The sequence below is a fragment of the Thalassolituus sp. ST750PaO-4 genome, assembly GCF_020320405.1.
Classification (GTDB): Bacteria; Pseudomonadota; Gammaproteobacteria; order Pseudomonadales; family Oceanobacteraceae; genus Venatoribacter; species Venatoribacter alkanivorans.
Genome location: NZ_JABVCB010000007.1, coordinates 91,094 through 116,770, shown reverse-complemented (window position 1 = coordinate 116,770; position 25,677 = coordinate 91,094). Strand labels below are relative to the sequence as shown.

Sequence of the window (25,677 nt, the reverse complement as noted above, 5' to 3'; positions counted from 1 at the left end):
CCCGGTCATTTTATTGGTTGCCCTGTGAAGACTCGTCGATCTGCACCGCATTGATATAACGCTCACTGCGGCGCGTGCGGTCCTGAACTTTGCCTACCAGCTGACCACAGGCGGCGTCGATGTCATCGCCACGGGTCGAGCGGATGGTGACAATATGCCCCTGATTCACCAGATAATCGCGGAAGCGGTACACACGATTGTTACTCGGGCGTTTGTAGCCGGAGTTAGGGAACGGGTTAAACGGAATCAGGTTGATTTTGCACGGCACCTGTTTCATCAGCACAGACAACTGTTCGGCGTGCTCCATCTCATCGTTAACGCCTTCCATCATGGTGTATTCGATGGTGGCCTTTCGACGGTCCGGCAGTTTCGCCAGATAACGGTTAGTGGCCGCAATCAGCTCTTTAATCGGATATTTTTTATTGATTGGCACCAGCTGGTTACGCAGCTCGTCATTCGGTGCGTGCAGCGATACCGCCAGTGATACATCGGTAACATCGCCAAGCTTATCCATCATCGGCACGACGCCGGAGGTGCTCAGGGTGACACGACGCTTGGACAAGCCATAGGCGTTGTCGTCCATCATCAGGTTCATCGCATCGACCACGTTGTCGAAGTTCAGCAGCGGCTCGCCCATGCCCATCATCACCACGTTGGTAATACGGCGTTCGCGACGCTCGCCCGGTGCATGGAAGCTCATAGCCGCCACGTATACCTGACCAATAATTTCCGCCACGCTGAGGTCGCGGTTAAAACCCTGTTTACCGGTGGAGCAGAAACTGCAGTCGAGCGAACAGCCGATCTGCGAGCTCACACACAGGGTACCCCGGTCTTTTTCCGGGATATAAACGGTTTCGACGGCACTGCCGCCATCCATACGCATCACCCACTTACGGGTGCCGTCTTTGGAAAAATCTTCGTAAATCACTTCCGGCAGGCGGATCTCACACACTTCGGCCATGCGCGCACGCAAGGGCTTACCCATGTTGGTCATGTTGTCGAAGTTGGCTTCGCCATATTGATGAATCCATTTCAGCATTTGCTGAGCACGGAATTTCTTCTCGCCCATATCCGCGAAGAAGGCTTCCATTTTGGCGGGCGATAAGCCCAACAGATTAATTTTTTCTGGTGTTTCGGACATCAATTGGTTACCTGAGGCCTGTTGGCACTGGTGCATCCCGGAGGATTGATCAGAGGGCATTCCTGCCCTCTGAGTTCCGCTCATTAACGTGAGCAGATTTCGTCTTGCGCGAAGAAGTAAGCGATTTCGCGCTCAGCAGAAGCTGCAGAGTCAGAACCGTGTACTGCGTTAGCATCGATGCTTTCAGCGAAGTCAGCGCGGATAGTACCGGCAGCCGCTTCTTTAGGGTTGGTAGCACCCATCAGTTCGCGGTTAGCAGCGATAGCGTTTTCGCCTTCCAGAACCTGTACAACAACAGGACCAGAAGTCATGAAAGACACCAGATCTTTGAAGAAAGGACGCTCTTTGTGCTCTGCGTAGAAACCGCCCGCTTTTTCGTCGTCCAGTTTGATCATTTTAGCGGCAACAACTTTCAGGCCAGCTTTTTCGAAACGGGTCAGGATTTCACCGATTACGTTTTTGGCCACAGCGTCTGGTTTAACGATGGACAGAGTGCGTTCAACAGCCATTTTTAGCTCCCAAGGGTAAATTATCAGGGTTACGGAAAATAAAACCCGCGGATTATACGCACCTTTTCATTAAAGTTGTACGCGTACGCGGGCGCGCTGGCGGATTATTTGACCGCCAGCGGCAGGAAATACGGAACTCAGCGATCAGCCGCGCAGCATCTGCACCACACGCGTAACTTCACTGAGGGCAAAATCGATTTCTTCGGCCGTGGTGAAACGCCCGAGACTGAAGCGCAGACCGGCATGTGCCAGCGCATCGCTGCGGCCAATGGCCTTCAGCACATAGGACGGCGCAACCGTCGCCGAGTTACAGGCCGAACCAGAAGACACCGCTACCTTCGCCAGCGAGGCCAGCAGGATCTCACCATCCACACCGTCAAAGCTGACGTTCAGATGATTGGCGGTACGCTGCTGCGTATGACCGTTCAGATACACCCCACCCAGCGCCTGCAATCCATTCCACAGCTGATCACGTAATGCGCCGATACGGGCTTCATCGGCCGCCAGCTCTTCCTGCACCAGACGTGCAGCCTCACCCAGACCCGCCAGCTGATGGGTTGGCAGCGTGCCGGAACGCATACCGCGCTCATGGCCACCGCCGTGCATCTGGGCCGCCAGTTTCACCTGCGGTTCACGGCGCACATAGAGCGCACCAATGCCTTTCGGGCCGTAGAACTTATGCGCGGACACCGACAACAGATCGACCTGCCAGTCTCTGACGTTCACAGCAACTTTACCCAGCGCCTGAGCGGCATCCACATGCAGATACGCCGGGTGATCTTTTAACAACGCGCCGATGGCGGCGATATCGGTAATGGTGCCCAGCTCGTTATTAACCGCCATCAGACTGACCAGACAGGTATCGTCACGCAGGGCATCAGCCACCTGCTGCACACCGATCAGACCATCGGCATCCGGTGTCAGGTAAGTAACCTCAACCTGTTGCCGCGCCTGCAGCCAGGCACAGACATCCAGTACCGCCTTATGCTCAATCGCCGAAGTAATAATGTGCAGCGGACGGCCGGCATCGTCAGCACGCAGCGCTTCGACCACACCTTTTAAGGCCAGGTTGTTGGATTCGGTTGCACCTGAGGTCCAGACGATTTCACGCGGATCGGCGGCGAGCAGATCAGCCAGCTGGCGCCGGGCATTTTCCACCACCTGCTCAGCCTGCCAGCCATACCGATGGGAACGTGATGCCGCATTACCAAAGGTACCATCCAGAGTCAGGCAGGCTGCCATCACCTGAGCCACACGGGGGTCGACCGGCGTGGTCGCTGCATAATCGAGATAGATGGATTTCATGGGTCACCGCTGGAAAATCTGAAACCTGAGGCGGCGCATTGTCCGCGCTGCAGCGCTCAGGTCAAGGGGCGCTCAGATCAAGAGGAGCACTCCGGTCAAGGACCGGCCATTCAGCCGGTAATGTCTTCTGTACTCAGTACTGCATCAATACGGTTTCGTGTATTGCTGTCCTGACGGTCGGCGGTATTACGGATCTCTTTACGCTGAATCAGTTGCGCCAGCGTGATGCCGCGCAGAAATGCGTGAATCTGATCACTCAGCTCCAGCCATAAATGATGGGTCAGGCACTCTTCGCCATCCTGACAATCACCACGGCGGTTGCAGCGTGTGGCATCCATGGATTCGTTTACCGCGTCCACCACCTCAGCCACATTAATATCACTGCCATCACGGCTCAGGCGATAACCACCACCCGGGCCACGCACGCTGGCTACCAGACCACCGCGGCGTAACTTGGCAAACAACTGCTCCAGGTACGACAGGGAAATGCCCTGACGACCGGAAATATCATTCAGACTTACCGGCCCGTCCTGCGCATGAATCGCCAGATCCAGCATGGCCGTCACCGCATAGCGGCCCTTGGTCGTTAAACGCATGGTCTATCCCCCACATAAATCGTGGTGGCATTATGCGTATATCCGACTATTTCAGTCAACTTTAGCCTGCATGCCTTTACACAACAAAACACGCCGGACTGGTTTCAGTGCTTTTCCACACCCGGACCAGCACTGTCAGCCGTTTCGGCACTGTCAGCATCGTCACTGCTGACCGCTTCGCTGAGGCTGACAAAGGTTTCCGCCTCAAGCTGCGGCAGCGCCTCAGAGCAGGTGCGGTCACCCAGATCGTGCAACGCCTTGCACATGGTGTCGATTTTACGGTCCACCGCGTGCATGTGATCCATCAGGTTATGGATGGAACGGGCAATTGGATCGGGCATTTCGTCGGCCATACCATAGGCATCAAAGCCAATTTTCTCGGCGATTTTGCGCCGCTGCTCATCTTCAGCCGTACTCGCTTTACGCACAATACGGCCCGGAATACCGACCACCGTCGCCCCCGCCGGAACTTCTTTGGTCACCACGGCATTGGAGCCGATACGGGCGTTTTCACCAACGATAATCGGCCCCAGCACCTTGGCGCCGGCACCGACCACCACGCCATTTTGCAGGGTCGGGTGGCGCTTGCCTTTATTCCAGGTGGTACCACCCAGCGTCACGCCGTGATACAGGGTGCAGTCATCGCCGATTTCAGCGGTCTCACCAATCACCACGCCCATACCGTGGTCGATAAAGAAACGCCGGCCAATGGTTGCTCCCGGATGAATCTCAATACCGGTCATCCAGCGGCTGAAGGTCGACAGCATGCGCGCCAGCCATTTAAAGCCCTTGCGCCACAGCCAGTTGGCCACCCGGTAATGCAGCAGAGCATGCAACCCCGGATAGGTGGTGACCACCTCAAAGGTATTGCGCGCTGCCGGGTCACGCTCAAATACACTGGCAATGTCTTCACGCAGTTGTCTGATCACTCAGTATCCCCTTGTGTTTTATGGCTGGTGTCGCCCTGACGCTGTACCGCCGCCAGAATGCCACGCAAAATATTCACTTCTGTTTTGTCCGGTGCAGCGCGCTGATACAGACGGCGCATACGGGACATCAGGTGCTTCGGAGTATTGGGGTCAAGGAAGCCGATATCAATGAGCACAGTTTCCATATGACGGAACAGTCCATCCAGCTCGCCCTGGGTTGCCAGCGGATAATCCCAGGGCACGCCCCAGGCTCCGGCCTCATCTTCCGGTTCGGCTTCGGCGCGGAAATCATCCGTCACCAGTGCCAAACGCATTTCATAGCACAGCACCTGAATGGCCTGGGCAACGTTCAGGGATGAGAAGTTTTCGTCGGTAGGAATATGCACGTGCGCGGTACACAGGTGCAGCTCTTCATTGGTCAGACCACGGGATTCACGGCCGAACACCAGCGCCACTTCATTACCGGCGGGAATCATTTCCGCAGCTTTCGCGGCCGACTGGCGCGGCGACATCAGCGGCCAGGGAATATGGCGGCTGCGGGCGCTGGTGCCAATCACCAGACCACAGTCGGCAATGGCGTCTTCCAGCGTCGGTACGATGACCGCGTTGTGCAGAATATCTTCTGCGCGCGAGGAACGCTGGATCGCCTCTTCGTCAATGCTGGCGATCGGATCAACCAGCACCAGCCGGCTCAGGCCCATGTTTTTCATCGCACGGGCGGCCGCTCCGATATTGCCGGAGTGGGTGGTATTAACCATTACGATACGGATTTTATCGAGCATAACGCCTTGTCTGCGCCGCAACGGCGCTTATCGGAGAATGGCGGCCGGTCTGAAACCCGTGCAATCCGCAGGTTAACCTCACAACGGAGCATCTGCGGGAGCCAGGCCGGTACAGAATAAGGGGCACGAAGTGTAACGCAAAACGGGCTTCGCTAACCAGTCAGGTGCTGATATAATCCCGCGCCCGAAAAATGTTCTTTAACTTTAAGAGATAGCGATCCCTATGCAACCCATGGTGAACTTGGCGTTGCGCGCTGCGCGTAATGCTGGTCAAGATCTGGTCCGTCGCCTGGACCGCTTCGATTCGTACAAAAGCACGGATCAGGAGAAAGCAAAGTTTGTGGCAGACTGCACCATTGGTCTGGAAAAAGGCATTATTTTTGAGCTGAAGAAAGCCCTGCCTGAACACAACTTTTACGGCCGTGAAACCGGTCAGAACGGCGAACAGGCCAACCAGCCTGTGTGGCAGGTGTGCGTCATCGACGACATCTCCAACTTCCGCGTAGGTATCCCATCTTTTGCCATCATCGTCTGCTGCATGCAAAACGGCAAAGCAGAACACTCGGTGATCCTCAATCCTATTAATGGTGATGAATTCACAGCTTCCCGTGGCCGTGGTGCCCAGCTGAACAACCGCCGTATCCGCAGCGGTAACGTTAACAGCCTGAGCGACGCCATCGTTGGTTACACCCAGCCTATGGGCAACAACGAAGCCGCCTTCGATCAGCTGCAGCGTTTACAGCGTCTGATGTCAAAAAGCTTTGACCTGCGCAATATCGGCTCCAACGCCCTGTCTATCTGCTACGTAGCCGCCGACCGTTTTCAGGGTGCCCTGCTGAGCAACGTTGATGAGTTTGCCCTGAACGCTGCCGGCCTGCTGGCTTCCGAAGCCGGTTGTCTGCTGTCTGAAGTGAGTGGTCAGCCATTGCTGCGCGCTCCGGCCAACCTGGTGGTCAGCAACCCACGTCTGCTGAAAGCCCTGCTCGCCAAAGACTGATATACAAGCCATCACCGGCAGCATGTTGTTTTCAACAGATAACGACACTGCCGGTGATCACGGTTTGCCCTGCCTCCTGCCGCACCATCACTAACCGTCAGTTTTCTCTATACCACGCAGTGTTTTGTTACCCAGCAGCAGCACTCCCAGTGTCATCGCGACGGCCCCCAGAGTAAAAATGCTGCCCAGCGATGACATAAACTTGCCCAGCACACCAATCCCCAGAGTACCGAGGGAATCCCCCGAAGCATCCTGCGCCGTCCAGATACCATTAATACGACCCAGATACTGATCCGGGGTATTAATCTGCACCAGGTTGTATTGCAGTAAGGAAGCGATGGACACCAGATAGCCAAAAGCGGCGAGCAAAAACAGTGCAGTCATAAAACTGTGGTTAAGCCCCAGCGCCATCATGCAGGCAAAGGCCGCCAGACTGACAAACAGCATCACCTGCCCGGGTTTCTGCACATGGCTGGCCCAGCCACTCACCAGTGCGCCTAAGGTTGCCCCCAGCGGCACTGCGGAATACATCAGCCCGAGTTCAGCCGCCCCACCGGCAAAAGCGTCTTCTACCAGTGCCGGAAACAGCACACGAATGGCTGTGGTTAACGTCACCAGAGTTCCGGCCAGTACGGTGTAAAACACAATGCGGTTAGCAAACAGATAACGAAAACCCGCCGCCAGCGCCTTTAGCGGATGATGCTCTTCCACCTCCTGCGGACGCATGGAAGGCAACGCCAGCAAAGGAATCAGGGTCAGACCAGTGCCCAGTGCGGCAATCAGATAATTCCAGCCGACGTCGGCAAAGGCGATGATCAGCCCGCCCAGCGCCGGGGAAATAACCGTCGCCAGACGTACCGACAACATACTGACGGCACGCGCCTGCAGCAGATTTTCACGTCCGACAATAAAAGGCATGCAGGCTAACAAAGCGGTTACACCAATAGCACCGAAAAAGCCGTCCCAGACCGCCAGCAGATAAATAACCCAGAGTTGCGGCTGTGGCAGCCAGGCGTTTACCGCCAACCCGAGAAAACCAATGCCGCACACAGCGCGGGCAAACAGAATCAGTTTTTTACGGTCATCACGGTCGGCCAGCACGCCACCCAGCAACAGTCCGGCAAACATACCCGCGCCTTCCAGCGCCATTACCAGCCCCACCTGAAACGAATCACCACTGAGCTGATACACCTGCATGGGTATGGCAACCGCCAGCATGCCCAGCCCCAGCAGGGAAATAGTACGGGCAATAAATACGTTGCGGAAATGACGGTTGGTTTTCAGCAGGCTGAAATCAACAAAGAACGATTTTTTATTCATAGCATCAACTTAAACTAAGGCCGGTCATGCACTGACCGGCGGGTAATGACGGGAGGAACCTGCGGCTTCACTGTCTCCCTCAGCAAGCAGACGGTCGAGTAACGGGCCGAGCTGCTGCAGGGATTGTGGCGAAAGGATATTTTCATGACTGGCCCAGGGCAGAAATTCATACTCGGCTCCCGGTGCATAAGGCTGCCAGTCGGCTTGCGGGCGGATATAAGCGGGCAGATCCTGGGCGGCGACAAACACGCTGAAGCGACCGTCGTAAGCCGGAGTGCGTGTCTGTTTCAGCAGACGTACCGCATCTTTGTAGTTGGCAAAGATCTGCTCCAGCATGGCGTCTTTTTCTGCCTGAGCCTGGGCCATGGCCTGCTGCTCGTCCTGCGCCAGCGTGGCACTGTCTGTTTCCGCACCGACGGCATCATTCAGCAGTTGCGCCTGTTCCCGCTCGGCACCTAAGGCTTCTTCTGCACCTTCCGGATCGTTCCAGTCGTGTACTTCCGCCGGATAGGTATCGAGCAGACCGAGGAAGGCCACCTCCTCGCCCTGAGCGCGCAACTGCGCCGCCACGGCATAGGCCACCGTGCCACCCAGCGAGTAGCCCAGCAGATAGTAAGGTCCGTGAGCCTGTTCGCGGCGGATAATGCTCAGCTGACGCTGCACCAGTTCTTCCATACTGGCGCTGCTGGCCATCAGGCCGTGCGGGCGCGGTGACTGCAGGCCGATGATGGCGCGGCCTTCACGCAGGTAACGCGACAGCACACTGTACTGCCAGGCAAAGCCCGAGCCCGGACAGAAGCAGAACAGCGGCTCTGGCGTGTGACCGTGAACGTCTTTACGCGCCGCACGAAGCCTTATCACTTCGGCAAAACCATCGTGACCAAAATCGTTGCGCTGGTCGTTTTCGTTAAGCAACGCTGCCAGTCGCGCCACGGTGGGTGCGCCCATAATCTGCCCCACGGTCACCGCTCGTTTCAGTTCCCGGCGGATATCGGCCGCTAAGCGCATGGCCAACAACGAATGGCCGCCAAGGGCGAAGAAGTCGTCATCGGCACGGAGTTCCGTCACCTCCAGCAGGCGCATAAACAGCTGCGCCAGACGTTGCTCCAGCCCGCGTGCCGGTGCGCGCCCGCTGCTGCTGCCAGCGCTGCTGAGCTGAGGTTTGGGCAGGGCTTTGCGGTCGAGTTTGCCGTTGGCGCTTAATGGCAGCTTTTCCAGCGTTACCCAGGCCACCGGCACCATATGCGCAGGCAGCGCAGCACTGGCGGCGGCTTTGAGTGCATCCTCTGCCAGCGTTACGCCGGGCTGCGCCACCAGATAAGCCACCAGCTGGCGGTTGTCTTCACCGGAGCCGTTATTGCCCTCGTGCAGCACCGTTGCATGCACCACGGCATTGGCCACGCCCGGTTGCGCCAGCAGACAGGTTTCGATTTCACCCAGCTCAATGCGCTGACCGCGGATTTTGATCTGATCGTCGGCACGCCCCAGATATTCCACCACGCCATTGCTCAGCCAGCGCACCACGTCGCCGGTGCGGTACATACGACTGCCCGGCGGGCCATAAGGATCGGCAACAAAACGCCCGGCGCTGAGTGCAGCACGGCCCAGATAGCCGTGCGCCAGCTGCACACCACTGAGATACAGCTCGCCGGTAGCACCCACAGGGACCGGGCGTAATGTCGCATCCAGCACCTGCAGACGGGTGTTCCACACCGGACGTCCTATCGGCACACTGTTACCCAATGACACTGGGCTACCCAACGACACCGGGTTGCCCGCAGACGACACAGCCTGCGAGGCCGGTTCGTAACTGACATCCACCGCCGCTTCGGTCGGACCGTAGAGGTTATGCAGCTGCACGCCCTGATCATCCGCGGCGCGAGCGCCAAAACGCTGGTTAAAGGCATCGGCCTGAGCCCAGGTCAGGGCTTCACCGCTGCAGAAGACCTGACGTAATGATGTACACAGCGGTTGTTCTTCACCGTACAGCGCCCGCGCTGTGCTGGTAAAAATCGCCAGCATGGACGGTACAAAGTGCAGTGTGGTCACCTGCCAGCGGTTAATAGTGTCGATCAGCGCCTGCGGATCTTTGTGCGCTTCCGGCGCGGCCATCACCAGCCCGGCGCCCACACACGCCGACCAGAAAAATTCCCACACCGACACATCAAAGCTGCACGGAGTTTTCTGCAACACCACATCCGCTGCCGTCAGCGGGTACTGGTGTTGCATCCACTCCAGCCGGTTAACGATGGCTGCATGGCCGACCAGTACGCCTTTCGGTTGTCCTGTGGTGCCCGAGGTATAAATCAGATACGCCGGATGCGCCGGAGTGATATTCACCCGCTTAAGCTGCGCCGGGTCGCTGGTCTGCAGGTCGTTCACATCCAGCAGCGGGCTGTTGCCAGCCAGCGGTTGCAGCCGTGCAAACAGGGCTTCTGCCGTGATCAGCGCCGCCGCACCAGCATCCTGCAACATAAAGCCGAGACGCTCATCCGGATAACCGGTATCCAGCGGCAGATAGGCCGCACCGGCTTCAATCACCGCCCAGATGGCCAGAGTCAGATCCACCGAGCGCGGCAGGGCCAGCGCCACAATGCTGCCCGGCGTCACTCCGGCCTGCTGCAGACCTGCAGCCATAGCATCCACCCGCGCACGCGCTGCGCCATAGGTCAGAGTCTGGTGCTCGTCGGCCACACAGAACGACTGCATATGATGCTCAGCCCGACTGCGCAGCGCCGACTGCAGGGTGGCGCCGGACAATGGCCGCTGCGTGTTATTAGCCTCTGTCAGCAGGCTTTGCTCCACCGGACTCAGCGCTGGCCAGCGGGCCAACGGCACAGCGGAATTGCTATCGGCTTCAGCCAACGCCAGACGCAACACATGGGCCACGCGCTGCGCCAGCAGAGCTGCGTTCAGGCCCAGCGTCGCCAGTGCCTGGCGGTCTTCTACCAGCAGAGTCAGCTGCTCGCCGGGAATCACCAGCAGCGCCAGCGGGTAATGGCTGTAGCCACGGTTATGAATAGCGCGGATATGCAACGGCTGGCTGCCATTGCCACTGAGCTCGGCGCTGGCCCAGGCGGAGTCGGGGTAGTTTTCCACCACCAGCAGAGTGTCAAAGAGAGTACCCAGTCCGGCCTGACGCTGAATGTCCGCCAGTCCCAGACTGTCCTGTTCCATCAGATGCGCGTGTTGCTGCTGTATGGCCGCAAGCTGGGGCCAGAAGGCCTGATCAGCGTCGGCCTTAACCCGCACCGGCAGGGTATTGAGGAACAGCCCCACCTGCTCGCCCAAACCGGTAATGGCGGCACTGCGCCCGGACACCGGCGTGCCGAACAGCACATCGTCGCGCCCGGTTATGCCACGCAGGACCTGAGCCCAGATGCCCTGCATCAGCACGTTGAGGGTAATCCCCTGACGCCGCAGCCTCTGCGTCAGCGCCTGGGTTTCTGTCGTGGTTAAGGTGAGCGTGTATTCGCTGACAGCGGCCACCGCTGTGCGGCTGTCGGCAGCATCGAATACACAGGTCGGGCTGGCCCCCGCCATCGCCTGCGCCCACACAGCGCGTGCTTCAGTGTCATCACGTTGCAGCAGCTGTTGCAGCAGTTGCGGGTAGGACACATCCAGCGCCGGTAGCGGCGCCTGTGTCTGGTAAGCGGTGATCAGATCGCGCAGCAGCAGCGGCGTCGACCAGCCATCCACCACCAGATGGTGAATCACCAGAATCAGTTCACTGCGCGGTTCGTTGTCTTCATTCAACCCGAGATGCACCAATGCCGCTGCCAGCATCCCACCAGCACGGCCGGTGGGGTAATGCGCCTGCAGCAGCTGTTGTTCAAGCTCGGCAAAGGCCCGGGCGCGCTCGCTGGCAGGCAGGATGCTGAGGTCGTGTTCGCTCAACGGCCAGTGCCGTTCCGTAACGGCCGGCATTACCAGTAACGGCTGCTCCAGACTGTCACTGTCGAACAGCCCGGCCAGTTGCGGATAGCGGCCCACTACATGATTGAGCGCCTGCTGTAAGCGTTCACTGTCCACCACGCCACTGAGAGACAGGCGGGTAAAGGCGTTGTAGTTACCGCCGTCCGGGTGCAACTGGGTTTCAAACAGCATGCCCTGCTGCAGCGGCAGCAGAGGTGCGGCCTCCACCTCACGCCCATAGCGCAGCTGCAGGGTCTGGCGCTCCGCCGCGCTCAGCCACTCCAGCTCAGAAGCCGTGTTTGCCTGCAGGGGCGTCATTACAGTGGCCAGTGCGCGTGGGGTTTTAAGGCTGAACACCTGCGCCGGCTTCAGCAGCCAGCCCTGCTCGCGCACTGCGGTACAGAGAATAATGGCGCTGATGCTGTCGCCACCGATGGCAAAGAAATCGTCATCCGCGCCCACCTGCCCGAGCCGAAGCACAGCGGCCATTTGTATGCACAGCAGCGCCTCATCGTCGCTCAGTGCCCTGTTGGTGTGGACACTGCCGCCGTGCATATCCTGACTGCTCGGTAATGCCTTGCGATCAATCTTACCGCTGACATTACGCGGGAATTCATCCATCACCAGCAGCAACGACGGCACCATGTAATCCGGCAGCCGCTCGCGCAGCAGGTTCAGCAGCTCGCGGCTGCGCTGTGTGCGCTCGTCACCGCTCAGTCCCGGAATCACGCAATAGCCAAGCAAACGCTGGCTGTTGTTGATCGACTCCGCCAGCACCAGCGCACTTTCCACCGCCGGCAGTAGCGACAGGGCGTTTTCCACCTCACCGATTTCGACGCGGTAGCCACGGATTTTCACCTGATCGTCACCACGACCGGCAAATTCCACGCGGCCATCGCTGGTCCAGCGCACCAGATCACCGCTGCGGTACATGCGGCTGCCTGGCGGGCCATAAGGGTCGGCAACAAAACGTCCAGCCGAGAGTGCGCCACGGGCCAGATAACCCGCCGCCAGACCGGCACCGGCGATATAGAGTTCGCCCAGTACACCCGGCGGCACCGGCTGTAAGCGGGCATCAAGAATGTAAACGCGGGTATTGCCGATGGGGCGGCCCACCAGCGGGCGCTCGCTGTCACGCACACAGGCACGCAGGGTATCCACTGTGTATTCGGTCGGGCCGTACAAATTGTGGGCGGTAAGTTGCGGATGCTGATTCAGCTGCTGCCACAGGTTAGCCGGGCAGGCTTCGCCACCGATCAGAATCAGCGACGGCTGATGATGGTCAGCGTCCATCAGGCCCTGATTGAGCAGTTGTGCCAGAAACGACGGTGGCAGGTCGAGGGTGTCGATGCCACGTTGCCGGATCTGCTGCACCAGCTCGCTGGCGTCGCGCCGCACAGTGTCGTCGAACACATGCACTTCTTCGCCCAGCAGCAGCCAGAAAATCTGCAGCCAGCTGGAATCGAACGAAAACGAATGGGTGTGACCGGCACGCAGTGGCCGCCCCGGACAGCGCTGCGCGATCTGCTCGCGCAGCGGCTCATAAAAGGCGCTGCGGTGTGAGCTGATCAGATTAAGCAACGCGCCGTGGGTATTCATCACCCCTTTCGGCCGCCCGGTACTGCCCGAGGTAAAAATGACATAGGCGATATCATCGTCCCCCGGCAGCGGTCGCTCATCAGCGTTAAGCCGCACGGCGGGCTGGGCCTGCAACTCTGCCAGCAACGCCATATCGTCGAGATTCGCCCGCTTAAGCTGTGCCGGAAACTGTGCCGTCACCGTCTGCGTCGTCAGCAACAACGCCGGACGGGCGTCCTCACACATCATGGCCATACGCCCGGCCGGGTAATCCAGATCCAGCGGCAACCAGCTGGCACCGTTGTCGAGCACCGCCAGCATGGCCAGTACCGAATAGCGCGACCTTGGCAGCGCAGTGGCCACGACCTGACCACGCCCTATGCCCTGAGCCCGCAGCCAGCGGCTGAGACGTGCGACTTCTGCGCCGGCTTCAGCAAAACTCAGGCGCTCGTCGGCGCCGCTACCAGTGGCAAAAACCAGCGCGGTGTGCGCCGGTTTTTTCTGCACCTGCTCCCAGAACAGATCGGCGATATTGTGCAGATCCTGTGGTGGCGGGAATACCCGCCCCTGTTGCCACAGGCTCAGGCTGTGACGTTCGTCGTCGCTGAGCAGGGGCACATCGGCCAGTGGAGATTCCGGCTGCGCCAGCCAGTAATTGAGCAGGCGCACAAAACGTTCAGCATGAGCAGCTAATTCAGCGGCAGTGTAACGGCCAGCACCGGCGCGTAATTCCAGCAATAAGTGCTGCTCATGCACCAGCAGACCGAATTCAATATCGTCCACCGGACCGGTGGCGAGGTGATGGGTAATACCTTCGGCTCCGGCAAAATCCAGGCGGTAATCAAAGTGTTTGTAATTCACCACAGCGCCGTATAAAGGGTCGCCGGCCACGCGCTTCAGGTCGCGTGCAATCTGTTCGGCATCGTATTTCTGATGGCGGCGCACGGCGGCCATCTGTTCGTGCACCTGACGGGTTAATTCTGCCAGCGAAGTCAGTGGCGCAATGCTGAGTGGTAATGGCAACACGTTCACCACCGGAGCCGCAGAGGTAATGGCCGCCGAACCCAGACGGCGCATAAAGGGCACGCCAAGCACCTGAGTGCTCTGGCCGGTCATGCGGGCCAGATAAGCACCAATCAGGGCCATCAGCACATCCGGCAGACCGGTGCGTTTACCGCATTGCGCGGCAAAGGTTTTCAGCCGGCTGAGCACATCGCCGGCCATCGGTAATTCCACAGTTAATAACGATGCGGCCCCCGCAGTGCTGTGCGGCCTGGCCGATAAAGATGCCGGTGTGGGCAGGTCGGCACAGAGCTCTGACCAGAAAGCCTTATCACGCTGGCAGGCGTCCGAGGCGCGGTAAGCCTGGTATTCCGCCGTCACCTCAGTTACCGCAGTAAAGGGCGATGGCCCACAGGCGATACCCGCCAGACGCTCAGAATACAGAGCGGCAATACGCCGGCTCAAGGCATTAATGCTGAACCCATCGAGCTGAATATGATGGTATCTCTGGTACCAGAGCCAGTGCTCCGGCGCGAGCTGAATCAGCAGATGACGGAACAGAGGGGCTTCACCGTCCACCGCCAGATGGGCGTGACTGTCGGCCCACATATATGCAAAGGCCTGTTCACGGCCATCCGCCAATGCCGAGAAATCCAGCCGTTCACAGGCGGGAATATTCTCTGCCCTTAAACAACGCAGCGTCTGCTGACCATCGCGGTACAACGCACACACCGTATCGGCTTCCGTCATGGCCTGGCGAATGGCCAGATCGAGCAGCGCCGCATTTAACGGTCCGCGGATTTCCACCGCATGGGAAATGTTATACAGGTCGCCGCTTTCGCTGACCTGATCCGCCAGCCAGATTCCCTGTTGGGTGCCGGTCAGTGCTTGCCCGTTAATATCTGCACCGCTCATTGCCCGGCACCTGCGGTAAACGGATTAATGCTGAGCCAGTGCGCCTCAATAAAATCGTTACAGGCGCTGCGCGCCGCCGGACCGAATTGCGGGTGCCAGCCTTCAGGAACGGTGGAAAATACCGGCCATAAACTGTATTGCCCCGCACTGTTTTTCAGCACCAGAAATTCATGCTGGTCATCGTCGAACGGATTTAAATAGGCACTATTGCTCATAACAGATCCTGATTTTTAAATAACCGAAAAAAGGCGTTTTAATCCCGACAGTAATTCGCTGTGCCAGCACAGCCAGTCGTGACCACCACGGAATTGCTGAAAAGAAACATGCGCGCCAGCAGCATTCAGGGCATCGTGCATGGCGTGATTAACCCCAAGCATGCTGTCTTCGTAGCAGCCGATCTGCAGTTCCACATTAAGCTCACTGAGCACAGGGGCAGACGAACGCACATGGCGGGTAAGCAGACCATTACCGGCCTCCTCATTAACATCCGGCCACCAGAAAGAGCCCGACTGACTGAGCACGTTGCCGAAGCGTTGTGGCCAGTTAAGTGCGGCGTACAGCGCCGCTAAACCACCAAAACTCTGACCGGCCACGATGGTTTTTTGCGCAGCAGAGGAAAAGGCTTCCAGTCTTTGCGCATCGGCTAATAATTCCTGTTGCAGCATCAGCCAGAACGCCGGGTTACAGGCTAGTTCGCGCGAGCGCACATCACTGCTGACCGAATCAATAAATAAATACACCGCGGGCGGAAATTCGCCATTGTGAGTTAAGGCATCCAGCTGGGCGAAAAAGCCTTTGCTGCGTGCCCAGCGCTGTCCGTCGAGAAAAATAACCAGAGGTAAATCCCGGCCCGTACCACAGCGGTAACACCACACATCGCGCTCTGCGCTGAGCAGAGCGTTATGCCAGCGCCAGTGATGCAGCTTGCCTTGCGCAGGCAGGCATTTTTCATCGCGTAGCTGCGCATGCACAGCAGCACCCGGTAATATCAGCGCCGATAATTCACGGCCATTACCATCCACATGTGGGGCGCGCAGATTCAGCACATCGGCCTGACCGCTTTGCTGCAATAAATTTATCCACCAGCCGCGCACTGCTGCGGCAACATCACTGCTGCTTTGCTGCGCACTTTTGGCCGGTGGTAATTGCGTATTTTTTACTGGCAACAGCACATAACTGCCAAGCCAGTCGGCGGGTAATTGCGTTTGCCAATACCAGACATCGGTACCGGTCAGGCGCACCAGACTGGTCAGCTGACGGGTCGGATGCGGAGTGTGTGAATACACATCAATGAATACCGCTTCATAAGGTGAACAGTTTTCTGCACCTTGCGGATCACGCCACAGAAAGGTGATACCGCACTGGTTATCAGCACGGCTGGTTAACAGTGGCGTACCCTGTTTTTTTATCTGTTTCCAGAATGCATCTGAACCAGGAACTGCGGTTATATCTGAGGCAGAAAAAACCTGTAGTAAAGCGCTCTCCTGCATTACGGCAGAAGCCTCAGCCACAGTTCCTGAGTTCATAATATTCCCGGCGTTCATTACGACCCACACACTCACTGACACGGAGGCTGCAGCTCACCCGCCACAGACGTTCCTGACAGGCTCAGCCGCTGACGCAGACGGGCAATCAGCAGGTAACACAGAGGCACAAAGAAAATAGCCAGCGCCGTGCCGGAAATGACGCCACCCAGCACGCTGGCGCCAATGGCATTCTGTGCCGCAGCACCCGGGCCGGTAGCAAATACCAGTGGAATAATGCCTGCACCAAAGGCCAGTGAGGTCATCAGTATCGGTCGTAAGCGCTGGCTGGCGGCATGCACGACGGCAGCCATTGGCATCTCTCCGCGGGCAATTTCGCTTTCGGCAAATTCAACGATCAGAATGGCATTTTTAGCAGCAAGGCCGATGGTGGTGAGCACGCCGACCTGAAAGAAAATATCGTTTTTCATACCCAGCAACATGACCCCCGCCACGGCACCGAGCAGGCCCAGCGGAATCACCAGCATCACGGCAACCGGAATGCTCCAGCTTTCGTACAACGCAGCCAAACAAAGAAAAACAAACAAAACGGATACGACATACAGCACCGGGGCCTGATCGCCGGAAATTTTGTCCTGATAAGAAAGCCCTGCCCATTCCAGATTGGTATCCGTCATGCTGGCCGCCGCTTTTTCAATCATGGCCATGATGTCACCAGAGCTGGCTCCGGCCTCTCCGGCGCCACTGATTTCAATCGCAGGCAACCCATTAAAGCGTGCCAGCTGCGCCGGTCCGGAGGTCCAGCGAGTGGAGGCAAATGCAGAAAATGGTGTCATGCTGCCATTCACACCACGTACATACCATTCACCCAGATCCGACGGCTGAGCACGGTATTCGGCGGCGGCCTGCACCATGACCTTTTTTACCCGGCCGTGATGAATAAAATCATTCACATAGGCGCCGCCCCAGGCCGTACTTAACGTGGAATTAACATCGGCCGGACGCAACGCCATAGCCGCCGCTTTTGGCTGATCGATATCGATGCGTAATTGCGGAATAATGTCGCTGCCTTCGGCATCGGCAAACAGAACGTCCGGTGATTCGCTGATGCGCTCCACCAGCTCATGCGCTTTGGCGGTCAGAGCCTCAATTCCCACCGCTGCCGTATCCTGCAACCAGAATTCAAAACCGGCGCTGTCACCGAGACCATCCACCGGTGGCAGTACCATTGCGAACATGCGCCCGTCGCGTAATTCTTCATTCAGAATACGGGTTGCCCGTCCGGCAATCGCCTGTGCGGTATTGTCACTGCCAGGACGCTCATCCCAGTCGCGCAGGTTAACAAAAGCAATACCGGCGTTCTGACCTGAGCCGGAAAAGCTGAAGCCGGAGACGGTATAAATAGCAGCGGTATTATTTTTTTCCCGGGTCAGAAAATAGTCTTCGATCTGGCGCATTACTTCAGCCGTGCGCTCATAGGTCGCCCCCGGTGGCAGCATATAGCGCACCATGACCGTACCCTGATCATCTTCCGGTAAAAAGGTGGTGGGTAATTTCTGATACCCGTAATAAACGCCCAGTCCCAACAACAGATAAATAACAGCAAAACGGCGCGGACGGTTAAGAAATGCCTGTAAACGCCGGCGGTAAGCAGTCTGCAGCCCGCCGATTGCCCGGGCCAGACGGGCGCTCCAGCCAGTGGCCGGTGCAGCGTCCTGCGTTGTGCGTAACAGGCTGACACACAATGCCGGCGTCAGGGTCAGTGCCACCAGAACGGACAAGCCCATTGCCGATACCAGCGTCACAGAAAACTGGCGGTAAATCACACCAACAGATCCGGGGAAAAATGCCATGGGCAAAAATACCGCGCCGAGTACCACCGCCACACCGATTAACGCACTGGTGATTTCCTTCATACTGCGCCGCGTAGCAGTCAGGGCATCCACACCCTCTTCCTGCATAATGCGTTCGGCGTTTTCCACCACCACAATGGCGTCGTCCACCAGCAGACCAATCGCCAGCACCATGCCAAATAACGTCAGGGTATTAATGGAAAATCCGCCCAAAGCCAGCACTGCGCAGGTACCCAGTAAAACCACAGGCACTGTAATGGCGGGAATTAAGGTTGTGCGCCAGTTCTGCAGAAACAGAAACATCACCAGCACCACCAGCGCCACGGCCTCGGCCAGGGTTTTAAATACCGCACTGATGGAGCGTTTGACAAAACGGGTGGCGTCTTCCGGATACATCACTTTAACGCCATGGGGAAATGAACGGCTGAGCTGCTCAATCCGCTCTTTTACTGCGGCAGCCGTCGCCAGTGAATTGGCGCCGGGGGTTGTCATAATCGCCAGTCCGGACGCCGGCATACCATTTAAACGCGAAATACTGCCATAGCTTTCCTGCCCGATTTCGACCCGGGCAACATCCTGCAGCCGCACCAGTGCACCGTCAGTGCTGGTTTTCAACACCAGATTGCGGAACTCATCCACCGTCCGCAAACGCGACAGCGCCGTTACCGTGACGTTGAGTTGTTGCTGATCCGGCGCTGGCAGAGCGCCCAGTTCGCCCACCGGCACTTCCGCATTCTGCGCTTCAATAGTGGCGATAACGTCCTGTGGCATCAGGCTATAGCTGGCCAGCTTGTCCGGTTCCAGCCAGATACGCATCGCATAAGGTGAACCGAAATTCTGTATGCGGCCAACACCCGGTACGCGGCTTAACGCATCCAGCATGCTGTTACTCAGCCAGTCGGCAATATCCGAGTTACTGCGCGCGCCGCTTTCGTCATAAAACACCGCTACCATCAGAAAGGTGTTCTGCATCGCCGTCACCGAAAGGCCGTTCTGCTGAACCTGTTGCGGCAGACGATAGGTCACCTGATTGACCTTGTTCTGCACCATCACTTGCGCGACTTCGGCATCCTGACCGTGCTGAAAAAACAGCATGATGTCGGTTTCACCACTGGAAGAACTGGTGGAATTAAAATACAGCAGTCCTTCCAGTCCTTTCAGCTCCTGTTCCAGCACCTGAGTCACGCTGTTTTCAACAACAGCGGCTGAGGCACCGGGATACATCGCTCCCACGCGCACAATCGGTGGCGCAATATCCGGATACTGCGCCACCGGCAATGTACGCAGGGTCATCAGGCCGGCCAGCATAATGGCAATGGCCACCACCCACGCAAAAACCGGACGATCAATAAAAAAATGCGACACCATAATTTACTGAGCCTCCGCCTGTATCTGCAGGGTATCTGCCCAGTTGCGGGCTTCGGTAATCCGCCCCGGCCAAAGGCGCAGACTGCCTTCCATCACCAGCCGCCCACCATCCGGCACTCCGGCCGACACCAGCCAGTCACTGCCGGACTGGCCCTGAACATTCAGAACACTGAGCTGCGCCCGGCCATCACTGTCCAGTATCCAGGCTGTGGCATCACCACGCTCGTTGTAACGTACGGCCTGCTGCGGGATTCTGTACAGTGCAGGTGCCACGCCCTGCTCAACCCGGGTGCGGACATACATCCCAGGCAACAGCAGGCCCTGTGGATTGGCAAACTGGGCGCGCATGGTGACCACGCCGGTATCGGCATCGACATTCATTTCCGTCAGCTTGAGCTCTCCGGCCAGTGGGTAAGCGCTGCCATCTTCCAGCGTCAATCTGACCTGCTGGCTGCCTGACAACAGCTCGCCGGAAGCCAGGCGACGGCGGATACTTACCTGATCGCGACTGGACTGAACGATGTCCACATAGACAGGATCAGACTGGCGCACCGTTGCCAGCGGTTCATTCTGCCCGACCACCACTAACGCGCCTTCGCTGATCAGTGAGCGGCCGATACGGCCATCAATGGGAGAGCGGATACCGGTGCGTTCAAGATCAATACGTGCGGCATCCACTTCGGCACGCGCCGCTTTTACCTCGGCCACGCCCTGCTGATAAGACGCCAGCGCCAGCTCATATTCATGCTGACTGACCCCTTCGCTGTCCACCAGTTGACGATAGCGCTCCACACTGATGTTTAAGTTCACCAGACTGGCCTCCGCGACGGCCAGCCCGGCTTCAGCACGGGCAACCACCGCACGGTAACTGGCATCATCAATCTGGTATAACAGCTGCCCTGCCGTAACATCAGCGCCCTCCTCAAACAGGCGCCGCACCACAATGCCACTCACCTGTGGACGCACTTCCGCCGAACGAAAAGCCGATACCCGACCAGGTAATTCACTGGTCAGAATTTCCGGGCCGGACTGCAGAGTGAGCACCGAAACCTTTGCCGGAGTTTCTTCTTCAGGAGCCGGCTCCGGAGCGGACGAACAGGCGGTCAATAACAGCAGCGACCACAGCAGAGACAACTGACACAGCCTCCGCCGAATGGATATCGAATAACTCATGGTGGTTATAAATTCCTTCACAAAAGATGGCAGCGTCATGCCGCCAGCGTGGCACCGCCATCCACCACCAGATCATGCATGGTGATATGGCCTGCCAGATCAGAGGCTAAAAAAATAACGGCGTTGGTGATGTCGGCCGGGGTCGCGACCTTGCCCAGCGGAATACCGAGTTTGTACTGCTCGGGCAGACCGCCGATGGTGCGCTGATAGCCATCGGGGAGCATGGCACGCAGCATTGGGGTATCGGTGGAACCCGGCGAAACCAGATTGCAGCGCACAGCAAAAGGCGCCAGCTCCAGAGCCGCACACTGGGCAAAACTGCGCACGGCTGCTTTAGAGGCACAGTACGCTGCCATATTCAGCCGTGGCACATGGGCCGCGTTGGACGACACCGTTACAATGCTGCCACGGCGCTGCTCTTTCATCGCCGGACTGAGTGCACGGATCATAGAAAAGACGGCACGCACATTAACGGCAAAACAGGCATCCCAATCGGCCATCGTCAGATTGTCGAGACCGCCCAGACGTAAAATACCAGCCGCATTAATCAGAATATCGGGCACTGCATGGTGCAGATGATCCGCCACACAGGCCTGCACATCGCCGTCACGACTCAGATCAAGTGTTTGCCGGCGAAACGCATAGGCTGCCGGCGGCTGACTGAAAGCCAGATCAAAACCTGTGACGTCAGCACCCAGCGCCGTTAATTGCTGCGCGACCTGCCAGCCAATCCCCTGACCGGCACCGGTAACCCAGGCATGGCGTCCGGAAAAATCAAATGCGGCCATATTTATGCCGCCTTTGCCGCTTGCCGGCGACTGAGTAAATCCCACCAGGTATTAAAGGTGGCCTGGCGCGCCAGCTCTTCAAACTGCACGCGGATACCGGCTTTATCCCATTCACCAATCAGCTGCATTACCTGCACCGAATCCAGACCGTAATCGACCAGCAGTTCGTCGCCGTCGAATTCATCGGCGCTGATTTCCAGTAATTGCAACAGACGCGTCTGCAGACCTTCACGGGTCAGTATTCCGGCCTTGTTATTTTCAGCAAATAAATCCTGAGTTGTGATCACAGAACCGCAGCGGCCTGCCACATATTTCAGTGCCATGACATGTTCAGCGTGGGAAAAATCAGCGACCGCATCCGCCACCATAAAAGGCTGAATATCACGCATAAAGGCATCCAGCGCCGTGGTCAGGCAGCCAATATGTGCATAAACACCAACAATGATTAACTGATCACGCTGCCAGCCGAGCATTTTTTCCTGCAACTCAGAACGCTGGAAAGCGCTGTAACGCCATTTAACCAGTACAGTGTCATCTGTAGCCGGGGCAATGGCCTGAGCAATTTTGCATTGCGCAGGATCGGCCTTAGTCAGACCCGGCCCCCACATATCATTTAACAGCGCACGCTCGGCATCGCTCTGCTCCACCGGCTGTGCTGTATACACCACAGGAATACCCTGCTGCTTTGCCCACTGATAGATACGTGCAATATTGTCGGTAAGAGCGCTCATAAGCGGGCTGTCTTTGCCGTAAAAACGCAGAAAATAATCCTGCATATCATGCACCAGCAATACCGCACGCTGGCTGTCGACCGTCCAGTTAACCTTATTTTTTGGCAGCTCGTCGGCTGCGGGCAATAAATAGGAGGTGATATCGGGAATGCTCATAAAAAAACCTCAGATAGCAGGTGCAGCAGTAAAAATCTGCTGACGTAATTCTTTTTTGTCGGTTTTACCGACGGCGGTGAGTGGCAGCGAGGCCATAAACTGAAAGCGGTCAGGCAACTTAAATTCAGCGACCCCCTGAGCACGCAGGTATTTGCGCAGCGCGACAGGCTTTAATTCACTCTGCCCTGCGGTTTGGCGCGCAACGATACAGGCCAGGCTTTTTTCACCGAGCAAAGCATCCGGCACAGAAATCAACGCTGCCTGCAATACATCAGGGTGACGCAACAGAATATTTTCAATTTCTTCAGCGGCGATTTTTTCACCGCCACGGTTAATCTGATCTTTTACCCTGCCGACTACTCTCAGGTAGCCGTTTTCGTCCTGTGTCACCAGATCTCCGGAGATATAAAATCCATCCGGATTAAAGGCGCTGGCGTTATGCTCTGCGGCGTTAAAATAACCGCGAAACGTGTAAGGACCACGGGTCATTAACATTCCGGTCTGACCACAGGCCACAGGTGTGTGACTTTCAGGATCAACGACCCACACTTCATCAGCGCTGCTCATCGGACATCCCTGAGTAGTGAAAATACGCTCATCACTGTCATTCAGGCGGGTGTAATTCACCAAACCCTCGGCCATACCAAACACTTGCTGTAACTGACAGCCAAGCTCAACAGGGACACGTCGTGCCAAAGCTTCAGCAAAACTGGCTCCGCCTACCTGCAGTAATTTAAGGCTGCTTAACTGCTGTTGATAACCGGGGGCCGCCTGTAACCACAGAATGACCGCTGATGGCACCAGCGCAGTCATAGTCACACCGTATTTTTCAATTAAGGAAAAGCAGCGCAGAGGTTCAGGATCACGCGCCATAACGACACAGCCACCGGCAAAGAAGACACCTAATGCTCCCGGCGAACTGAGCGGATAATTATGCGCCGCAGGTAATGCGCACAAATAACGTGTGGCACCATCAAGCTGACAGATTTCTGCACTGCGGCGTACGCTATAGTAGTAATCGTTATGTGTCCGGGGAATTAATTTGGGTGTACCTGTACTGCCGCCTGAGAGCTGAAAAAATGCAACCTCTTCTGCTGCACTGTTACAGTCAATATCCGCGTCAACATCCACGTCAACGTCAACACCAACGGTCATGGAACACAGACTGCTGAGATGCAGTGCAAAATTGCTTTCCCCTGCAGAACAGACCAAATCCAGTGCCGGAGCCAGTGTCTTTAATTCAGCAGTAAAGACCTCATCGGTAAACAACGGGTGCTCATGGCTGATCACCAGTAATGCCGGATTCAACTGACTGGCATAAGCACGCAACTCCAGTTTCTGATGACTGAAAAGTGCATTAACCGGGGCAATACCGGCTTTCAGTAAGGCAAAAAAAACAATGTAAAATTCAGCGATATTCGGCAGCTGCACCAGTGCAGTATCACCAACACCTAAACCACGACGGACAAATTGCGCTGCCAGGTTATTACTTAAACGATTCAGCTCTGCATAAGAAAAATGTCGTTCACCACAGATAACAGCAGTACCTTGATTATCACGATGGCGCTGCAGAATATTGCTGAGCGGTAAGTCCAGCCAGAATCCCTGCCCGCGATATTCATCCTCCAGAACCTGCGGCCAACGGTTAAACGGCAGAGAAGGCCTCATAGTGTTACTCCGGAAAAATCGGCATCCAGCGCATTGAGCATGGTCTGCATTTTTGCGCGGGTTTCTGCCCATTCACTTTCCGGCGACGAGTCTGCGACGATACCCGCACCAGCAAAGATCTGGATCCGGTTTGCAGTGATACGCCCACAACGGATAGTCACCACCCACTCACCATTGCCTTCACCGTCACACCAGCCGACCATTCCTGCAAATGGCCCTCGTTCATAGGGTTCTATAAGCTGAATAAGTTTATATGCCTGAGCGGTAGGAGAGCCGCAAACAGCAGGCGTAGGGTGTAACTCAGTAGCGATTTTCAATGGATTCATAGTCGCATCATTAACCTGACCGTGAATGCAGGTTGATAAATGCCACATAGCCGGAGTGCTGATTAACGACGGAGCATCGGGAATATCAAGTTCCTCGCACCAGGGGGATAAAACCTGACGAATATCATCAATTACCAGCTTATGTTCGTATGCATCTTTCGCTGAACGTAATAACTGCTCACTGACCTGGCGATCTTCTGTTGCATCTGCACGCCGGCGTGCTGAACCCGCCAGAGGATTCGAAATAATTTTCCGCCCCTGCTTGCGCAGTAATAATTCCGGACTGGCACCAATCAGCTCAGAGCCATCGGCCAGTGGAAAACGAAAATGATATCCCGATGGATTTTGTGCACGTAATCGCTGAAAAACAGAACCAGCATCCAGTGGCCGGTCAAGGTCCACATTCAGAACCCGAGACAGAACCGTTTTGCGAATATCACTAAGACGGAAATTCGCCACAGCCTGCTCTACAGATTGCCGGAAACGCTGCTCACCCGGCACGCTGTCACAGGAAATAACACGCGACCTTATTGCCAAATCAGGCACAGGTAAAACTGGCGACTCCGTCAGAAATTCGCTCTCGCGGGGTACATAAAGAGTGGCTGGCTGCGTACGATCAAATGGAATACAGCCCATTACCAAGGGGCGTTTCTGACCATAAGCGCGCGCACGATTTAATGCTGAATCAACTGAACGTAAAAACTGCAGCCGCTGAACAGCATCAACACCTACAGGCTGACAAACAGCCTCTGCGATACCCCGCGCCTGAATGCACCCCTGAGATGAAGCATAAAAAAAGCAGGCGTTTTCCGCATCAGGATGAGCGCTGATGCCAGAAGCCAAAACAGGATGAGAGGAATTTTCCTCAATACCGGATACAGGGTTATTCACTTGACACCTCAGCCTCAAACGCTAATGATAATGCTTATCATTTTACGGTACATCACCATCAGGATGAGTGTCAACAAACGTCAAGCAAGAATTGGCTATTTTTTTCTTCTGCTATTTAAACGGATTTTATGAAATTCTTTTTTAATCCATTCCGCCGCCAGAAACCGGGATTTATTTTTTCTCCTGTTCCGCTTTCTTCAGGTTTTCTCTCACTAATTCTTCTTACAAATCATGCCCAGGCTGAAACCCA

Annotated in this window: 17 protein-coding genes; 1 reads left to right on the top strand and 16 read right to left on the bottom strand. The window is 56.7% G+C overall.

The genetic code is table 11. From position 1 onward, the window contains the following. Positions 1-10 precede the first annotated feature (10 nt). From rlmN to HUF18_RS06370, 6 genes are all read right to left on the bottom strand, one after another. Positions 11-1,141 (bottom strand): 23S rRNA (adenine(2503)-C(2))-methyltransferase RlmN, encoded by a 1,131-nt coding sequence (gene rlmN / locus HUF18_RS06395; RefSeq protein WP_145469208.1) that lies wholly within the window; start codon positions 1,139-1,141, stop codon positions 11-13. An 83-nt stretch (positions 1,142-1,224) separates the two neighbouring features. Next, positions 1,225-1,650 (bottom strand): nucleoside-diphosphate kinase, encoded by a 426-nt coding sequence (gene ndk, locus HUF18_RS06390; protein ID WP_225691557.1) that lies wholly within the window; start codon positions 1,648-1,650, stop codon positions 1,225-1,227. A 144-nt stretch (positions 1,651-1,794) separates the two neighbouring features. Beyond that, positions 1,795-2,955 (bottom strand): aminotransferase class V-fold PLP-dependent enzyme, encoded by a 1,161-nt coding sequence (locus tag HUF18_RS06385; protein ID WP_225691556.1) that lies wholly within the window; start codon positions 2,953-2,955, stop codon positions 1,795-1,797. Positions 2,956-3,065: 110 nt separating this feature from the next. Then, entirely contained in the window at positions 3,066-3,551 is a 486-nt protein-coding gene (iscR, locus tag HUF18_RS06380; protein ID WP_145469205.1) for a Fe-S cluster assembly transcriptional regulator IscR, read from the bottom strand. A 104-nt stretch (positions 3,552-3,655) separates the two neighbouring features. After that, a complete protein-coding gene (gene cysE, locus HUF18_RS06375; RefSeq protein ID WP_225691555.1) occupies positions 3,656-4,480 on the bottom strand; it encodes a serine O-acetyltransferase in 825 nt (274 codons plus the stop codon). Beyond that, positions 4,477-5,262 carry an RNA methyltransferase gene (locus HUF18_RS06370; RefSeq protein WP_145469203.1) on the bottom strand — a complete coding sequence of 262 codons (786 nt, stop codon included), beginning with the start codon at positions 5,260-5,262 and terminating at the stop codon, positions 4,477-4,479. The genes cysE and HUF18_RS06370 overlap by 4 nt, the downstream gene beginning before the upstream one ends. A 223-nt stretch (positions 5,263-5,485) precedes the next feature. Here HUF18_RS06370 and HUF18_RS06365 point away from each other — a divergent pair, with 223 nt between their 5' ends. After that, the gene (locus tag HUF18_RS06365) at positions 5,486-6,259 is read left to right on the top strand and encodes an inositol monophosphatase family protein (protein WP_145469202.1); all 774 of its coding nucleotides are present in this window, start codon (positions 5,486-5,488) and stop codon (positions 6,257-6,259) included. Positions 6,260-6,349: 90 nt separating this feature from the next. Here the strand turns inward: HUF18_RS06365 and entS are convergent, their stop codons facing one another. Genes entS through HUF18_RS06315 form a run of 10 tightly spaced genes read right to left on the bottom strand, consistent with a single transcriptional unit; the run spans position 6,350 to position 25,427 of the window. Continuing rightward, on the bottom strand, positions 6,350-7,579 hold the full coding sequence (gene entS / locus HUF18_RS06360; RefSeq protein WP_225691554.1) for an enterobactin transporter EntS: 1,230 nt from the start codon (positions 7,577-7,579) through the stop codon (positions 6,350-6,352). Between the two features lie 24 nt (positions 7,580-7,603). Continuing rightward, entirely contained in the window at positions 7,604-14,989 is a 7,386-nt protein-coding gene (locus HUF18_RS06355) for a non-ribosomal peptide synthetase (RefSeq protein WP_225691553.1), read from the bottom strand. Continuing rightward, complete coding sequence (locus tag HUF18_RS06350) at positions 14,986-15,204, bottom strand: MbtH family protein (RefSeq protein WP_225691552.1); 219 nt, start codon at positions 15,202-15,204, stop codon at positions 14,986-14,988. The genes HUF18_RS06355 and HUF18_RS06350 overlap by 4 nt, the downstream gene beginning before the upstream one ends. A 15-nt stretch (positions 15,205-15,219) precedes the next feature. Further along, positions 15,220-16,515, bottom strand: coding sequence for an enterochelin esterase (fes, locus tag HUF18_RS06345; RefSeq protein WP_225691551.1), 1,296 nt, complete (start codon positions 16,513-16,515; stop codon positions 15,220-15,222). A gap of 32 nt (positions 16,516-16,547) precedes the next feature. Then, a complete protein-coding gene (locus tag HUF18_RS06340) occupies positions 16,548-19,694 on the bottom strand; it encodes a multidrug efflux RND transporter permease subunit (RefSeq protein WP_255605852.1) in 3,147 nt (1,048 codons plus the stop codon). A 3-nt stretch (positions 19,695-19,697) separates the two neighbouring features. After that, entirely contained in the window at positions 19,698-20,867 is a 1,170-nt protein-coding gene (locus HUF18_RS06335; protein ID WP_225691550.1) for an efflux RND transporter periplasmic adaptor subunit, read from the bottom strand. A 35-nt stretch (positions 20,868-20,902) separates the two neighbouring features. Continuing rightward, positions 20,903-21,655 carry a 2,3-dihydro-2,3-dihydroxybenzoate dehydrogenase gene (gene dhbA, locus HUF18_RS06330; protein ID WP_145469195.1) on the bottom strand — a complete coding sequence of 251 codons (753 nt, stop codon included), beginning with the start codon at positions 21,653-21,655 and terminating at the stop codon, positions 20,903-20,905. A 2-nt stretch (positions 21,656-21,657) separates the two neighbouring features. Then, the gene (locus HUF18_RS06325) at positions 21,658-22,542 is read right to left on the bottom strand and encodes an isochorismatase family protein (protein WP_225691549.1); all 885 of its coding nucleotides are present in this window, start codon (positions 22,540-22,542) and stop codon (positions 21,658-21,660) included. A gap of 9 nt (positions 22,543-22,551) precedes the next feature. Further along, on the bottom strand, positions 22,552-24,210 hold the full coding sequence (locus HUF18_RS06320) for a (2,3-dihydroxybenzoyl)adenylate synthase (RefSeq protein WP_225691548.1): 1,659 nt from the start codon (positions 24,208-24,210) through the stop codon (positions 22,552-22,554). Next, complete coding sequence (locus tag HUF18_RS06315) at positions 24,207-25,427, bottom strand: isochorismate synthase (protein WP_225691547.1); 1,221 nt, start codon at positions 25,425-25,427, stop codon at positions 24,207-24,209. The genes HUF18_RS06320 and HUF18_RS06315 overlap by 4 nt, the downstream gene beginning before the upstream one ends. Between the last annotated feature and the right edge of the window lie 250 nt (positions 25,428-25,677).

Excerpts from the sequence above, each read along its gene's own strand:
- entS (WP_225691554.1), bottom strand. The coding sequence starts at position 7,579 with ATGAATAAAAAATCGTTCTTTGTTGATTTCAGCCTGCTGAAAACCAAC.
- rlmN (WP_145469208.1), bottom strand. The coding sequence starts at position 1,141 with ATGTCCGAAACACCAGAAAAAATTAATCTGTTGGGCTTATCGCCCGCC.
- HUF18_RS06365 (WP_145469202.1), top strand. The coding sequence starts at position 5,486 with ATGCAACCCATGGTGAACTTGGCGTTGCGCGCTGCGCGTAATGCTGGT.
- HUF18_RS06355 (WP_225691553.1), bottom strand. The coding sequence starts at position 14,989 with ATGAGCGGTGCAGATATTAACGGGCAAGCACTGACCGGCACCCAACAG.
- HUF18_RS06320 (WP_225691548.1), bottom strand. The coding sequence starts at position 24,210 with ATGAGGCCTTCTCTGCCGTTTAACCGTTGGCCGCAGGTTCTGGAGGAT.
- HUF18_RS06335 (WP_225691550.1), bottom strand. The coding sequence starts at position 20,867 with ATGAGTTATTCGATATCCATTCGGCGGAGGCTGTGTCAGTTGTCTCTG.
- HUF18_RS06340 (WP_255605852.1), bottom strand. The coding sequence starts at position 19,694 with ATGGTGTCGCATTTTTTTATTGATCGTCCGGTTTTTGCGTGGGTGGTG.
- HUF18_RS06370 (WP_145469203.1), bottom strand. The coding sequence starts at position 5,262 with ATGCTCGATAAAATCCGTATCGTAATGGTTAATACCACCCACTCCGGC.
- ndk (WP_225691557.1), bottom strand. The coding sequence starts at position 1,650 with ATGGCTGTTGAACGCACTCTGTCCATCGTTAAACCAGACGCTGTGGCC.
- HUF18_RS06325 (WP_225691549.1), bottom strand. The coding sequence starts at position 22,542 with ATGAGCATTCCCGATATCACCTCCTATTTATTGCCCGCAGCCGACGAG.
- dhbA (WP_145469195.1), bottom strand. The coding sequence starts at position 21,655 with ATGGCCGCATTTGATTTTTCCGGACGCCATGCCTGGGTTACCGGTGCC.
- fes (WP_225691551.1), bottom strand. The coding sequence starts at position 16,515 with ATGAACTCAGGAACTGTGGCTGAGGCTTCTGCCGTAATGCAGGAGAGC.
- HUF18_RS06385 (WP_225691556.1), bottom strand. The coding sequence starts at position 2,955 with ATGAAATCCATCTATCTCGATTATGCAGCGACCACGCCGGTCGACCCC.
- iscR (WP_145469205.1), bottom strand. The coding sequence starts at position 3,551 with ATGCGTTTAACGACCAAGGGCCGCTATGCGGTGACGGCCATGCTGGAT.
- HUF18_RS06350 (WP_225691552.1), bottom strand. The coding sequence starts at position 15,204 with ATGAGCAATAGTGCCTATTTAAATCCGTTCGACGATGACCAGCATGAA.